At 69.8% G+C, this 13762-nt stretch carries 12 protein-coding genes and 1 tRNA gene; 9 read left to right on the top strand and 4 right to left on the bottom strand.

Annotated features, from left to right (window positions below):
- Positions 1-128 precede the first annotated feature (128 nt).
- Complete coding sequence (locus ACWD26_RS05030) at positions 129-671, bottom strand: ATP-binding protein (protein ID WP_451266287.1); 543 nt, start codon at positions 669-671, stop codon at positions 129-131.
- Positions 672-1022: 351 nt separating this feature from the next.
- Positions 1023-1832, bottom strand: a complete 810-nt coding sequence (locus tag ACWD26_RS05025) for a glycerophosphodiester phosphodiesterase (protein ID WP_451266285.1) — start codon at positions 1830-1832, stop codon at positions 1023-1025.
- Between the two features lie 264 nt (positions 1833-2096).
- On the opposite strand from ACWD26_RS05025, the gene ACWD26_RS05020 reads away from it, so the two are divergent.
- From ACWD26_RS05020 to ACWD26_RS05005, 4 genes are all read left to right on the top strand, one after another.
- Positions 2097-3863, top strand: a complete 1767-nt coding sequence (locus ACWD26_RS05020; protein WP_451266283.1) for a S1C family serine protease — start codon at positions 2097-2099, stop codon at positions 3861-3863.
- Positions 3864-4131: 268 nt separating this feature from the next.
- A complete protein-coding gene (locus ACWD26_RS05015; protein ID WP_451266281.1) occupies positions 4132-5481 on the top strand; it encodes an LmeA family phospholipid-binding protein in 1350 nt (449 codons plus the stop codon).
- Positions 5482-5938: 457 nt separating this feature from the next.
- Positions 5939-6970 (top strand): glycoside hydrolase family 5 protein, encoded by a 1032-nt coding sequence (locus ACWD26_RS05010; RefSeq protein ID WP_451266279.1) that lies wholly within the window; start codon positions 5939-5941, stop codon positions 6968-6970.
- A 102-nt stretch (positions 6971-7072) separates the two neighbouring features.
- Positions 7073-7159, top strand: a tRNA-Ser gene (locus ACWD26_RS05005).
- A gap of 163 nt (positions 7160-7322) precedes the next feature.
- Here the strand turns inward: ACWD26_RS05005 and ACWD26_RS05000 are convergent.
- Positions 7323-8339 (bottom strand): HNH endonuclease signature motif containing protein, encoded by a 1017-nt coding sequence (locus ACWD26_RS05000; RefSeq protein WP_451266277.1) that lies wholly within the window; start codon positions 8337-8339, stop codon positions 7323-7325.
- A 187-nt stretch (positions 8340-8526) separates the two neighbouring features.
- Between ACWD26_RS05000 and ACWD26_RS04995 the strand changes: the two genes are divergently transcribed.
- The gene (locus ACWD26_RS04995) at positions 8527-8736 is read left to right on the top strand and encodes an antitoxin (RefSeq protein ID WP_451266275.1); all 210 of its coding nucleotides are present in this window, start codon (positions 8527-8529) and stop codon (positions 8734-8736) included.
- A 93-nt stretch (positions 8737-8829) separates the two neighbouring features.
- Here ACWD26_RS04995 and ACWD26_RS04990 read toward each other — a convergent pair whose 3' ends face one another.
- A complete protein-coding gene (locus ACWD26_RS04990) occupies positions 8830-9693 on the bottom strand; it encodes a bifunctional DNA primase/polymerase (protein WP_451266273.1) in 864 nt (287 codons plus the stop codon).
- A 481-nt stretch (positions 9694-10174) separates the two neighbouring features.
- On the opposite strand from ACWD26_RS04990, the gene ACWD26_RS04985 reads away from it, so the two are divergent.
- The 4 genes from ACWD26_RS04985 (at position 10175) to ACWD26_RS04970 (ending at position 13647) form a co-directional block, all read left to right on the top strand.
- Positions 10175-11170 (top strand): bifunctional MaoC family dehydratase N-terminal/OB-fold nucleic acid binding domain-containing protein, encoded by a 996-nt coding sequence (locus ACWD26_RS04985; RefSeq protein WP_451266271.1) that lies wholly within the window; start codon positions 10175-10177, stop codon positions 11168-11170.
- Positions 11167-11616 carry a MaoC family dehydratase gene (locus ACWD26_RS04980; RefSeq protein WP_451266269.1) on the top strand — a complete coding sequence of 150 codons (450 nt, stop codon included), beginning with the start codon at positions 11167-11169 and terminating at the stop codon, positions 11614-11616. The genes ACWD26_RS04985 and ACWD26_RS04980 overlap by 4 nt, the downstream gene beginning before the upstream one ends.
- A complete protein-coding gene (locus ACWD26_RS04975) occupies positions 11613-12779 on the top strand; it encodes a lipid-transfer protein (protein WP_451266267.1) in 1167 nt (388 codons plus the stop codon). Before ACWD26_RS04980 ends, ACWD26_RS04975 begins: the two co-directional genes overlap by 4 nt.
- 226 nt (positions 12780-13005) lie before the next feature.
- Complete coding sequence (locus ACWD26_RS04970; protein ID WP_451266265.1) at positions 13006-13647, top strand: SigE family RNA polymerase sigma factor; 642 nt, start codon at positions 13006-13008, stop codon at positions 13645-13647.
- Positions 13648-13762: the final 115 nt, after the last annotated feature.

Genomic DNA, 13762 nt, shown 5'->3' with positions numbered 1-13762 from the left:
CGGAACCGGTGGTTCAGGTCAGGTTGTGCACCGCTGATCGCTGACTGCTGATCGCGGACTGATCGCGGACTGATCGCACACTGATGGCCGGCTGTCGGTCGGCTGCCGGTCGGCTTTCGGTCGGCCGGTCAGTCCATGTCCTCGAACGCGTCCGCGAAGTCCAGGTCGGGGAGGGTGGAGACCGACGGGGCGACGACGCGGGTGGCGAAGTCGTCCCTGCGATGGGCGTGCCGGACGTCGTCCTGGACGACCACCCACACCGTGACCTCGCCACGGGCGTCGTCGCGCACGCCCCAGTCGTCGGCCAGTGCCGTGACGATGTTCAGCCCGCGGCCGCCGTGTGCGGTGACCGAGGGCGTGGACGGAACCGGGCGGGTCGGACCACCGCCGTCCGTCACCTCGACCGTGAGCCGCCCCGAGGGGTCCACGCGCCAGGCGCAGCGCACATCGCCGTCACCGGCCAGCGCGTCGCCCAGCGGCCTGCCGTGTTTGCAGGCATTGCTGAGCAGTTCGGAAAGGATCAGTAGGGCGTCGTCGATGACCGATTCCGCCACACCACCGTCGCGCAACTGATCGCGCATCCGGTGCCTCGCTTTCCCCACGCCCGCAGGGCCATGGGGTACGGCCATGCTCGACGACGTGGGCACCTCCTGTGCCACCACCAACGCCACCCCCGAGACCTCCTTCGCCCCACGCCACGGTGTGAATGCCCCATTGGACTGGACTGGAAACCGGCCAACGCACGTGCTCTGACGCACTCGCAACGATCGAATACGGATCGAACGCGCCGGTGCACTCCCCGTAGCTGCCTGGCTGATTTTCGCCCCCGATGTCCTGACTTGTCCGGTGGCGAAGTCCGGCCGACTTGGCGGAATTCTTACCTCCGCCAAGAGCCCTTCGACGGGTGCGGCAGGGCTCGGTGGAACGCTCGCAGGTGTGAAGACGGACGTGTTCGAAGCTGTCGAGAGCGGGTGTGTTCGGAGTTGTCGAAATAGGTGTGTTCGGAGTCGTTGGAGACCGTGTCAGCGGCCGAGTTGGTCCAGGACGGCGCGGGGGCGGTTGGTGATGATGGCGTCGACGCCGAGCTCGACGCAGAGATCGACGTCCTCGGGCTCGTTCACGGTCCACACGTGCACCTGGTGGCCGGCGTTCTTCAGGCGCTCGATGTAGGCGGGGTGGTTGCGCACGATCCGGATGGAGGGGCCCGCGATCCGGACACCGGACGGCAGCCGTCCGTCGCGCAGCCGCGGGGAGACGAACTGCATCAGGTAGACCGTCGGCAGTGTCGGGGACGCGGCCCGGACCCGGTGCAGTGAGCGCGCCGAGAAGCTCATGACCCGTACCGGCGACTCGCCGCCCGGCTCCGGCGCGTCCAGGCCGAACCGCTTCAGCAGGACCAGCAGCCGCTCCTCGACCTGGCCGGCCCAGCGTGTGGGGTGCTTGGTCTCGATGGCCAGCTCCACCGGGCGTCCAGCGTCGGCGACGAGTTCGAGCAGGCGTTCAAGGGTGAGGACGGAGGTGTCCGCCCGGTCCTCGGGGGTGACCTCCCAGTCGGGGGCCTCGTCACCGTTGTGCCAGGAGCCGAAGTCCAGGGCCGCCAGGTCGGCGAGCTCCAGGGCGGAGACCGCGCCGCGGCCGTTCGACGTACGGTTGACGCGTCGGTCGTGGACGCAGACGAGGTGGCCGTCCGCCGTCAGCCGGACATCGCATTCGAGGGCGTCCGCACCGTCCTCGATCGCCTTCTTGTACGCGGCCAGGGTGTGCTCGGGGGCCGCCTCGGAGGCCCCCCGGTGGGCGACGACCTGAATCGGGAGCTGTCGTGCGTGGGTCACCGCGTCATGGTGCCACCGTGACGGGGTACGCGTGGGGGCGTGACGGTGGATGACCGGGGGACGACCGGGTTCACACGGGCGATACAGGTCATTCGTCCGACAGATCCTATATAAAGAATGGTCCCGGACCCACAGTCACCGCTTATGGTGCCCTGACGGCTCGTGGGAAAAGCTGACCGCATACAAGAGTCACGCACAGCCTCATGTGCGACCAAGAACAGTCGACCGCCGACAAGGTGAAGCCGTGGATCGAGGAGAAAAGCTGTGAGCACCGAGAACGAGGGCACCGCGGTACCCCCGGCCCCGTCCGCACCTCCCGTGCCGGTGGAAACTCCCGCTGCCTCCGCGCCGGCCCCGGCGCACGAGCCGAGCGCGGCACCGGCGGACCCCACCGCCCAGGTGGCCCCGGCCGGAACCACCGCCGAGAACGCGCCGACGGCCCAGCTGCCGCCGGTCCCGCCGACCGCCCCGGAGCCGGGCGCGACCGCGGGCCAGCCGCCTGTGCCGCAGGCGGAGCAGCCGACAGCTCAGCAGTCGACGGCTCACCACCCGCAGCCACAGTCGCAGCCGGAGCTTGTGTCGGCCGGGGCGCCCGGTTACGCGGCGGCCTCGGGGCACGGGCAGGGGTATGACAGGGGACAGGCGGCCGGTGGTGGCGGCTACGGACCACCCCCCGGCGGGCCGGGTGGCGCAGGCGGGCCCGGTGGGTCCTCCGCACCCGACGCAGCCTGGCCGCCCCCGGCGCCGCACGCCGTCCCGTCGTACGCGGACAACGGTGGCGGCGCGTACGCGGACGCGGGCGGCGCGTACGGAAACGCGGGCGCGCCCGGAGGCGCCGGTGGCCCCGGTGGCGGTGGCGGTGGCGGTGGCTGGGGCTCCTCGTGGCAGCAGACGCAGCAGCCCGCCCCCAAGCCGGCGGGCAACAAGCGGGGCGGTCTGATCGCCGCGATCCTCATCGCCGCGCTGGTCGCGGGCGGCGTCGGCGGCGGCATCGGCTACACGCTGGCCGACCGCAACGACGACTCCACGGGCTCCACGACCGTCTCGGCCTCGCAGAACGGCGGGGACGTCAAGCGCGCGGCCGGTACGGTCGCCGCGGTGGCCTCCGCGGCGCTGCCGAGCACGGTCACCATCGAGGCGTCGGGCAGCGACGGCGAGGGCGGCACGGGCACGGGCTTCGTGTTCGACAAGGAAGGCCACATCGTCACCAACAACCACGTGGTGGCGGAGGCCGTCGACGGCGGAAAGGTGTCGGCCACCTTCCCGAACGGCAAAAAGTACAACGCCGAGGTCGTCGGCCACGCACAGGGCTACGACGTGGCGGTCATCAAGCTGAAGAACGCCCCGTCGGACCTGCAGCCGCTGACGCTCGGCGACTCCGACAAGGTGGCGGTGGGCGACTCGACGATCGCGATCGGCGCACCCTTCGGCCTCTCCAACACGGTCACGACGGGCATCATCAGCGCCAAGAACCGTCCGGTGGCCTCCAGCGACGGCTCCTCCGGCAGCAAGGCCTCCTACATGAGCGCCCTGCAGACCGACGCGTCGATCAACCCGGGCAACTCCGGTGGCCCCCTCCTCGACGCCCAGGGCAACGTCATCGGCATCAACTCGGCCATCCAGTCCGCCAGCAACGGCAGCTTCGGCTCCGGCCAGGCGGGCTCCATCGGCCTCGGCTTCGCCATCCCGATCAACCAGGCCAAGAACGTGGCCCAGCAGTTGATCAAGACGGGCAAGCCGGTGTACCCGGTGATCGGCGCCTCGGTCTCCCTGGAGGAGGGCACGGGCGGCGCGAAGATCACCGAGGGGGGCGCGGACTCCATCACGCCGGGCGGCCCCGCCGACAAGGCCGGCCTCCAGCCCGGTGACGTCATCACCAAGCTCGACGACCACGTCATCGACAGCGGCCCCACCCTCATCGGCGAGATCTGGACGCACCTCCCCGGCGACAGGGTCACCCTCACGTACACCCGTGACGGCAAGACCCGTACGGCGGAAGTGACCCTCGGCGAACGCGAGGGCGACAGCTGACGCCGTCCCCATCTCGTCGCCACCGCGCCGCAGCAACCCAGCATCACGGGTGCTGCGGCGCGGTGCTGTCCTGTCCTGCCCGGTGCTGTGCTGTGCTGTGGGCAGTGGGTGCCTGACGGTCAACTCCTGGGCCTGGGTGGGGAACCACGATCGAGCGGCGAAAACGGGCCGCAGCGATCGTGAAGGCGGGCCGCAGCGATCGTGAAGTAAGTCGCATAGGCGGGATTCAGGTTGCGGCCAGGGGTGGTGCACATGTTCGGATGAATCGATGCGCACCCCCCACCGCATCGATCCGCAGGCCCACTCCCACCGCATTGATCCCCACGCCCACTCCCAGCCCCACCCCCACGACCACTCCGAAGCGCTCGACGGCCGTTCCGACGTACCTCACGTTCGTTCCGGAGCCCGCCGCAACCCCTACGAGGAACTCGCCGACCTCGACGACGGCCCTCTGGAGGACACCTCTCTGGAGGAGTTTCTGGGCGGCGGTACGGGCGAGCCGGGGGCCGAGCCGGAGAGGGAGCCCGAGGAGGAGCCGGAGTGGACTCCGCCCGTCCACCGCCGCGGCGGCCGGCGCAGGCGTGGCCGTGGCCGTTTCGCCGGGCTGCCCCTCGCTCTGAAGGCGGTGGTGGGCCTGGTGGTCCTCGCCGCCTTCGTCGCCCTCACCGACCGCTGGGCACTGCTGTACGCCGAGCACAGGACCGCGGACACCCTCAAGGACCGGCTGGACCTGGCCGCGGCGCCCGAGGTGGAGATCGGCGGTTTCCCCTTCCTCACCCAACTCGTGGACAAACGGCTGGAGTCGGTGCGGCTGACCGTGCCGGACGTGGCGGCCGACCGGGTCTCACTGGCGAAGGTGTCGGCCACGGCCCACGACATACGGCTGGACGCCGACGGCCTCACCTCGGTGCGCGGCGCCCGCGTCCCCCGCCTCGACGGCGACGTCCTGCTGTCCTTCGCCGACCTCAACCGCGAACTCGGCGCGTCCCAGGTGACGTTCACGGGTGACGGCCCGGATCGGGTCCGGGCCCGCGGCACCCTGCCGGTCGCCGGGCACGACCTCCGGCTGCGCGCCGAGGCCACGATCCAGCGGCAGGGCGAGCGGGGCATCGCCACGGAGATCGGCGGTATGCGCCTGGACATCGGGGACCTGGCCACCTACCGGCCCGGCACCCGCTCCTCGGAAGGCCTGCACCTGACGCCGAAGGCGTCCGCCGACCTCGCCCGGGAGACCCGTAAGGCGAAGGCGCTGCTGTCGGTCCCGGCGATCGTGCGGCGCATGGGGGTGCCCGAGGCGACCGTACGCGAGGCCCTGGGCGACGACGGAAAGCTCGCCGAGCTGACCGGCTCCCCGCGCTTCGCCCGCCAGGCCCAGAGCCTCAACCTCATCGATCTGGCCCTGGAGAACCCCGAGTTGCTCCGGGATCTGGGCCTCGACCCGGGTCTCCTCGACGCCCTGTCCCAGCTCACCCGACCGGTCCTCGCCGACCGGCTGTCCCTGTCCTTCGAACTGCCCGAGCCGAAGCGGGGGAATGTGCGGCTGCGGGACGTCCGCGTGGAGGAGGACGGCATCCGGGTGCGGCTGACGGGGTCGGGGCTGGCAGTGGGCGGTTCGTGAGCCGCGCTCATGAGCTGCGCTGGAGCTGGGTTCATGAGCCGCGTTGGGTATGGGCCGGGGCGTCGGCGTCGGTCGGAGCCGGGCTGCCGGATCCGCCTGGACGGCCGGGGCAGCCAGGTGAGCCGGCGGCGGCGGGGACGGCCATCGTCGTACCGCCGACCCTCGGCGGTCGGCGTGGGGGCTCGCGTCGGACACACCGGCCGCTCCCGTCGCGTCGGTCACGCCGTAAGGACCCAGCCAAGTGAGCCGCGTTGGTGAGCTGCGTTCATGAGCGACGTTCATGGGCGACGTTCATGGCCTGCGTTCGTGATCGCCCGTTCCCTTACTGCGATCTTGATGAAATTTGGTGTGCAGATGTGTTGACCTCTGTTTGAGATGCCTTCTAGTTTGCGGAAGCCACAGAGCCGCCGACCCGCAGGTGAGATCTCGCGAACGCACCTGCCCAGAAAGGGATGCCGTGCCACGAAAGAACCACCGCCGGACAGCGTGCCTGGGAGCGTTCCTGGCCGGCGCCACGGCAGTCAGCGGGGCGCTCGCCTCCCCCGCCTCCGCAGGCGCCTCCCGCCACGCCTCGCCGCCGCCCGTCAGCGACTTCCAGGGGGTCAACTGGGCCGACCCGCGCGACAACTACGCCGACGACGCGGTCGTGCCCTCGGGCCTGTCCACCTCCGACAGCTACGCCACGACCTACGCCAAGTCCAAGGCGATCATCGGCGGCTTCTCCAAGCTCGGCGCCAACACGGTCCGCCTCCCGGTCAACCCGACCTCCGTGAACGGCGCCTTCTGGAAGTCGTACCGGGGCGCGATCGACGCGGCCACCGCCAAGGGCTTCAAGGTCATCCTGGGCTACTGGGAGGCCGACAACGCCAAGGACGGCAAGATCGACGACCAGGCTTCCTGGGACCGGATGTGGGCGCGGATCACCTCCGCCTACGCGGGCAATTCCAAGGTGTACTTCGAGCCGATGAACGAGCCGTTCGGCTACACCTCCCAGGAGTGGCGCGACGTGGCCGCCCGCTGGCTGAAGACGCACCGCTTCGTGCCGCGCGACCGGGTCCTCGTCGGCGGCATCAAGTACAGCGAGGACGTCAAGCCCGTGTGCGCCGACAGCCGGCTCGACGGCACGCGGATCGCGCTGCACAACTACGGCTTCTGGCACACCGACTGGACCAGCGTCGACCAGTGGAAGGCGGACTTCAAGGAGCGCATCGGCGACTGCGCCTCGCGCACGATCCTCGACGAGTTCGGCGCCTCCATGACCACCGGCCTGGACTACAACGGTCCGGTCAGCGGCTCCAACGAGGTCGCCTACATCCAGGCCGCGACCGACACCATCCGGGAGATGGGCCTCGGCTCGGTCTACTGGCCCGGCCTGCGCAACGGCGACACCTACTCCCTCACCACCCTCCAGGGCACGGGCACCCGCCTCACCCTGAAGCTGAACAACCAGAGCGGCCTCGACCGCCTCCACTGGGCCTGGAAGCAGTAACACACCGGGGGCGCGGACCCCGCATGGACCGCGCCCCCGCCAACCGCTCGGTGCCGGTACGCTGTACCCGCTCCGACTCCGACCCAGGTGGTCCGGGGCAAAGGTGGGTTGCCCGAGCGGCCTAAGGGAACGGTCTTGAAAACCGTCGTGGCAGCGATGTCACCGTGGGTTCAAATCCCACACCCACCGCAGCAGGCGAGTGTGACTTGCTGGCCAGAAGGTCAGAAGGTCGGAAGGTCGGAAGGGGTGTCTCTCCGGGAGGCGCCCCTTCTGCGTTGTCTTTTCTCGTTTCGGGGCGTTTGGCTACCGTTTCCGGTCAGCCTGTGCGGACGGCTCGTGGGCCTGCTCGGGATCAGGTCGGCGGTCCGTAGCCCCTGTTCGCCTGCCCACCCGGCTTGCGCGTGGTGAGTCGCTGCCTTGCGATGTGATAGGCCCAGGCGTGGGTCGCGACTTTCTTCTCCACGCCGAAGTGTTTTCCTGTTGCCGCGTCCAAGACTCGGTGGTACTCCTCGGTGAGGTCCCAAGAGGCATGGGAGAAGTCGTCTTCGGACCAGCCGTAGAGATGCTTCAGCTCAAATTTCACGTCGGCGAGGAATTCGAGATCCTCGCGGGACTGCATCTCTGTTCTGACACCCTGGTTTTGCAGCCAATCCTTCAGGTCTTCGGGAGCCCTTGACCACTTGCTGCCGGAATCTCTCAGCTCCGCATAGTCGACCCATGCCCAGAAAGCCTCGGCATCGGCGATGTCCGGTGCCTGTTTATGGTGTTGGCTGCACAGGAGAGCGAAGTTCCGAACGTCCATGGAGCCGCCGAGTGAGGTCGGTACCACGTGTGCACGCTCGGCCGGTACGCCCCAGCACACCAGGCAGGATGCTTCCTCGCCCATGCCCAGGTAGTCCGCTATCGCCTGCCGTGAGGGAGGTGTCTTCCGGCTCTCGGGAGCTGTTTCGCGCGCCCGCAGGGGGAGCAGGTCGGTGTCGTACCAGAAGCCTTTGTTTCCTGGGGGATAGGAGATGTGCAGTTCGTCAGGTATGACGTTGTTCTGCTTCCTCGGGTTTCGCACCTCATACAGGGGCGTGATCAGTTCCGTCAGGTGGGGGAGGATGATATCCGGGAGGAAGTGTCGGATCATCTCCCAGGAGTCGTGATCGTAACCGCCTTCGCTGTTTCTGTGGCCCTGAACCCGGAAGAGGAGGCGTCTGGGGGCTCCAGGGCTCTTTTTCTGCGCCGATTGAAGGACCTGGAGAACTCTCTGAGTGCATCGCTCGAAATTCTCGTACACGGCCATGTCGTGGTAAAGCAGAACCCCCTTGGGGGCCGGCGTACGTCGCGTCTGCTTCTTGCGGGGCTTCTGCTTCTTCTTCGGCACGTTTCTCCTGGGATGGGACGTCGAAGGTCAGCGGGAAGGATGCCATCCGCTACTGACAATCCGGTGCCGGGCAGAAGGGGGAAGGGGTGTCCCGGTTGCGGGGCGCCCCTTCGGTGTGCGTACGAGATGCGACCTGTGGGAGGGGCGCTGATTCTGGAGGGGATGGCAAACGGCGGAAGGAGTCGCGATGTCTGTGATGGACAAGCTCAAGCAGATGCTGAAGGGCCATGAGGAGCAGGCCGGCAAGGGTGTCGACAGGGCTGGCGACCGGGTCGACGAGCGGACGCAGGGGAAGTACAGCGGCCAGGTCGACACGGCTCAGGAGCGGCTCAGGCAGCAGTTCGGCTCGGAGCAGACAGGGCAGACCGACACCGGCCGCGAGGAACCGCCGCGGTGACTTCACAGCGGGCACGGCGGACGTCTCGGTGACTTCCTGACAGGGGCCAGTGGCGCAGCCTCGGCTTCACGGCCGGTGTCCGCGACGTCCGCATCACACGCCCCGCCCCGACATCCGCGCAGCGGACGCCACCGTCGACCTCGCCTCCCGTTCCGTGAGGCCCGTGCGTACGGCCGCCTCGATCAGCGCGTTCGTCAGGTCGGGGCCGAGACCGTTCTCGTAGGCGCGGCAGGCCGCCCAGAAGAGGCGGGTGTTGCGCTGGCCCTCCTGGGCGGTGAGGACGAAGTGGATCAGGCCGTGGCCGTGGCCGTCGGCCGTCCGGGACGGGGTGGCCGTGCGCGGTGGGGGCAGGAGGAGGCGGAGCAGGGCCGGTGGGCAGGGGGCCGGGGGCAGGTGGGACGTGCCGGGGGCCGTGCCGTAGACGCCGTGGTCGGTGCGGGAGCCGGGGCCGACGAGGTAGCCGCCGGCGCCGCGGATGTCGATGCCGGGGGCGAGGCGGCTCGCGGAGTTGGGGACGACGACGTCGGGCGGGCCGGTGAGCCAGAGGTGGCGGCCGCCGCTGGGGGTCAGCACGACGACCGTCTCGGGGATCGTGAAGAGGTGGCGCAGAGCCAGTTCACGCAGGGCCGTCGAGGAGTCCGTGCCGGATTTCGTGTCGAGGTCGATGCCGATCAGGTGGTGGGGGTGGACACCGCAGGCGATGCCGTAGCCGGTGGCCCAGGGGGCGGCGGCGAAGAGTTCGCGGATGCGTTGGGCGTCGGTGGAGGCGTCGTACACGCCGTGGCCGAAGCGGCCGCATTCGCCGTGGCAGGGGGAGGGGACGGGGTCGTCCCGGTGGGGGGAACGCAGGGCCGGGAGTTTCGAGCGGGACAGGGGGATCACCGCCAGTCCGCGTTCGGCGGCGGATAGGGCGTGCGCCAGGGCCAGGGTGGTGGCCTGCCGGTCCGTGGTGGCCATGCTTCTATGTTCGTACGGGTGTTCGATAAAGGGAAGGGGTTCGAGGGGGTCTTTCGGTCGTGGAAGGTCTGTTCGAGGGTTGGCCGGAAGGGTGAGGGAACGCTTCACCCCTTGCCCGGCTTGATTTTGCTTCCGCCGTGTCGGCTTATTGGGTCTGAGCTGGGAGTTTCTTGATCTAAAGGGGTTTGTTCGACTTCTCGCAACGGCTCCTTCGCGGACAACGGATCGAACGCGGGTGTGGCGAACCTCGTCGGCAGCGGCGCCGGCCACGACAACAACGGCACCAGTCCGACCCTCGGGCGACGTAGGACATGTGGGACATGTTCGTGGGGTGTGGCACGCCTGTGCGGCGGTGCTTCGGCATCGCCGCACAGACGTTTCTACGCCCTCGCGGCTCGCAGGCGCGCCCTCGCGACCTTGACAGTTCCGGCGCCAGTTCCTTCAATCTGACGGACAGTCAGAAATCTTCGGAGGGGGAACGGTGGCGGCAACCGAGGACCTGTCCGTACGGCTCAAGGCCTATGAGGGGTGCGCGGCCGTCCTCGGCGGCCGTGGCAAGGATCCCGTCAACCCGCCCATGATCCGGCACTGGTGCGAGGCCATGGGTGACGCCAACCCCGCGTACACCGGGCCGGACGCCGTCGCCCCGCCGACCATGCTCCAGGTGTGGACGATGGGCGGGCTGAGCGGCCACGAGACCCGCGCGCCGGCGTACGACGAACTCCTCGCGCTCCTCGACCGCGCCGGCTGCACCTCCGTCGTCGCCACCGACTGCGAGCAGGAGTACCTGCGGGCGCTGCGGCCGGGGGACGAGATCACCTTCGACTCGGTCATCGAGTCGGTGTCGAACCGGAAGACCACCAAGCTCGGCACCGGGTACTTCGTCACGACCCGCATGGACGTGCGGGTCGGCGACGAACTCGTCGGCACCCATCGCTTCCGGATCCTCAAGTACGCGCCGAGTACGCGGACGACGAAGGCCAAGCCCCAACCCCGCGCACAACAACCCCGCGAACAAGAGCCTCGCGAACAACAACTCCGCGAGTCCCACCCCCGCGAACAACCACCCCGCCGCCCCCGCCCCGTCGTCAACCGCGACAACGCCGGCTTCTGGGAAGGCGTCTCGCGTCACCAACTCCTCATCCAGCGCTGCGCCGACTGCGCCACCCTCCGCCTCCCCTGGCTGCCCGGGTGCAACGCCTGCGGCTCGCCCGAGTGGGACACGGTCGAGGCCGGCGGCGACGGGGTCGTGTACTCGTACGTCGTCATGCACCACCCGCCCTTCCCGGCCTTCGATCCGCCGTACGCCGTCGGGCTGATCGAGCTGGCGGAAGGGGTGCGGATCGTCAGCGGCGTCACCGGGGTGCCGTACGACAAGGTGCGGATCGGGATGCCCGTACGGCTCGAGTTCATGCGCTGCGACGAGGAGTTGGAGCTGCCGGTGTTCCGCGTGGAGGAGGAGGTGGCCCGGACATGAGGGCCGAGGCGGGGGACGTACTGCCGTCGTTGGAGATCGAGATCACCCGCACGCTCGTCGTCGCGGGGGCGATCGCCTCGCGCGACTACCAGGACGTGCACCACGATCCGGAGCTGGCGCGGCGGCGCGGGTCGCCGGACGTCTTCATGAACATCCTGACGACGAACGGGCTGGTGGGGCGGTACGTCACCGACCACTTCGGGCCGGCCGCGGTCCTGCGCAAGGTGGCCATCCGGCTCGGTGCCCCCAACTACCCGGGCGACACGATGGTGCTGACCGGCACGGTCGAGGCGACCGACGGTCGTACGGCCACGGTCAAGGTCGTCGGCGACAACGGCATCGGCCGACACGTCACCGGAACGGTCACCGTCACGGTCCCGCCCCCGGTCCCGTCCCCGGTCCCGCCCCAGGACCCGCCCCCGGCCGAGGCGGAGGGCGCCGCATGAGCGTACGGACCAAGGACCGGCTCGGCGGACGGGCGGCCGTCGTCGGGATCGGGGCGACCGACTTCTCCAAGGATTCGGGGCGCAGTGAGCTGCGGCTGGCCGTCGAAGCGGTGCGGGCGGCGCTCGACGACGCGGGGCTGGCACCGGCCGACGTGGACGGAATGGTGACGTTCACCATGGACACCAGCCCGGAGATCACGGTCGCGCAGGCGGCCGGCATCGGCGAGCTGTCCTTCTTCTCGCGTGTCCACTACGGCGGCGGCGCCGCGTGCGCGACCGTGCAGCAGGCGGCGCTCGCGGTCGCGACAGGCGTGGCGGAGGTCGTGGTCTGCTACCGGGCGTTCAACGAACGCTCGGGGCGGCGGTTCGGCTCGGGCGTACGGCACCGGGAGCCGTCGGCGGAGGGTGTGGCGCTGGGCTGGACGCTGCCGTTCGGGCTGCTCACGCCCGCGTCCTGGGTGGCGATGGCGGCCCAGCGGTACCTGTACGCGTACGGGCTGACCCCCGAGGTGTTCGGGCACGTGGCCGTGGTGGACCGCAAGTACGCGGCGACGAACCCGGCGGCGTACTTCCACGGCCGCCCCATCACCCTCGACGAGCACGCGGCCTCCCGCTGGATCGTGGAGCCGTTGCGGCTGCTGGACTGCTGCCAGGAGACGGACGGCGGCCAGGCGCTCGTCGTGACCTCCGTGGAGCGGGCCCGCGATCTGCCCCGGCCGCCGGCCGTGGTGGTGGCGGCCGCCCAGGGCGCGGGCCGGGCGCAGCAGCAGATGACCGGCTTCTACGACGGTGATCTCACCGGGCTGCCGGAGATGGGCGTCGTCGCCCGCCGGCTCCGGCAGACCTCGGGGCTCGTCCCGAGCGACATCGACGTCGGCATCCTGTACGACCACTTCACGCCGTTCGTGCTGATGCAGCTGGAGGAGTTCGGGTTCTGCGGGCCGGGGGAGGCGGCGGACTTCGTCGCGGCGGAGCGACTGCCGCTCAACACCCACGGCGGGCAGCTCGGCGAGGCGTATCTGCACGGGATGAACGGCATCGCGGAGGCGGTACGGCAGCTGCGGGGCACCGCCGTGAACCAGGTGCGCGGCGCGGAACGGGTGCTGGTCACGGCGGGGACGGGGGTGCCGACCTCGGGGTTGGTGCTGGGGACGGACGGGTGAGTGGTCCTGGTGTGGCGGCTGAGGGAGGCTTCGGGCACCCTGGGGGCCGGTGGGACGCGGTCCGTACAACCTGGGCAGTGCTTCTCAGGGGTACACCCTCAGTACCTGGGGGCTGTTCATCCACCTCCAGTAGGTGGGGCCCGCCCCACTCCTACAACCTGAGGGGGATTCGTCTTCGGGACCTGCGGCCGATCCGCCGGGCGGGGCCCGCTCCTAGCGTGGAGCCATGACCACACCCGTCTGCACCAGCGCTTCGAAGGCCGCTGCACCCGTGACGCGGACCCTGCCGACCTCGGCCCGCTCGGCCTCGACCCGCTCGACTTCGGCCCGCTCGGCCTCGACCCGGCCGAACCTGTCGAGCCTGACGAACCTGTCGTACCCGTCGTTCTCGGCGTACGTGAAGGCCCGCCAGCCGGTGCTGCTGCGGACCGCCCGGTCGCTGACCGCGAACCCGTGCGACGCCGAGGACCTGTTGCAGACCGCGCTCGCCAAGACGTACGTCGCCTGGGAGCGCATCGAGGACCACCGGGCCCTCGACGGCTATGTGCGCCGGGCGCTGCTGAACACGCGCACGTCCCAGTGGCGCAAGCGCAAGGTGGACGAGTTCGCGTGCGACGAACTGCCGGAGCCGGAGGGGGTCCAGTCCGCCGACCCGGCCGAGCAGCAGGGCCTGCACGACGCGATGTGGCGGGCGATCATGAAGCTGCCGGCGCGTCAGCGGGCGATGGTCGTCCTCAGGTACTACGAGGACCTGAGCGAGGTCCAGACGGCCGAGGTCCTCGGGGTCTCGGTCGGCACGGTGAAGTCGGCGGTCTCCCGCGCGCTGGGCAAGCTGCGTGAGGACCCCGAGCTGGAACCCGTGCGGTAGCTCGCTCGTTGGCCTGGCATGCGGCTGCCATCCGGCTCCCCGGGATTCACTCTGATCGATCATCCCGCACCTAGTGACATACCAAGCGGTATGTGAGCAGAATCAGCGCAACCGT

The organism is Streptomyces sp. NPDC002787 (assembly GCF_053592095.1).
This window is presented reverse-complemented; position numbering and strand designations above follow the sequence as displayed.

What these genes read in the sequence shown, in the direction of transcription:
- ACWD26_RS04990 (WP_451266273.1), bottom strand. Translation starts at nt 9,693, where the DNA reads ATGGCCACCACGGACCGGCAGGCCACCACCCTGGCCCTGGCGCACGCC.
- ACWD26_RS04975 (WP_451266267.1), top strand. Translation starts at nt 11,613, where the DNA reads ATGAGCGTACGGACCAAGGACCGGCTCGGCGGACGGGCGGCCGTCGTC.
- ACWD26_RS04980 (WP_451266269.1), top strand. Translation starts at nt 11,167, where the DNA reads ATGAGGGCCGAGGCGGGGGACGTACTGCCGTCGTTGGAGATCGAGATC.
- ACWD26_RS05015 (WP_451266281.1), top strand. Translation starts at nt 4,132, where the DNA reads ATGCGCACCCCCCACCGCATCGATCCGCAGGCCCACTCCCACCGCATT.
- ACWD26_RS04970 (WP_451266265.1), top strand. Translation starts at nt 13,006, where the DNA reads ATGACCACACCCGTCTGCACCAGCGCTTCGAAGGCCGCTGCACCCGTG.
- ACWD26_RS04995 (WP_451266275.1), top strand. Translation starts at nt 8,527, where the DNA reads ATGTCTGTGATGGACAAGCTCAAGCAGATGCTGAAGGGCCATGAGGAG.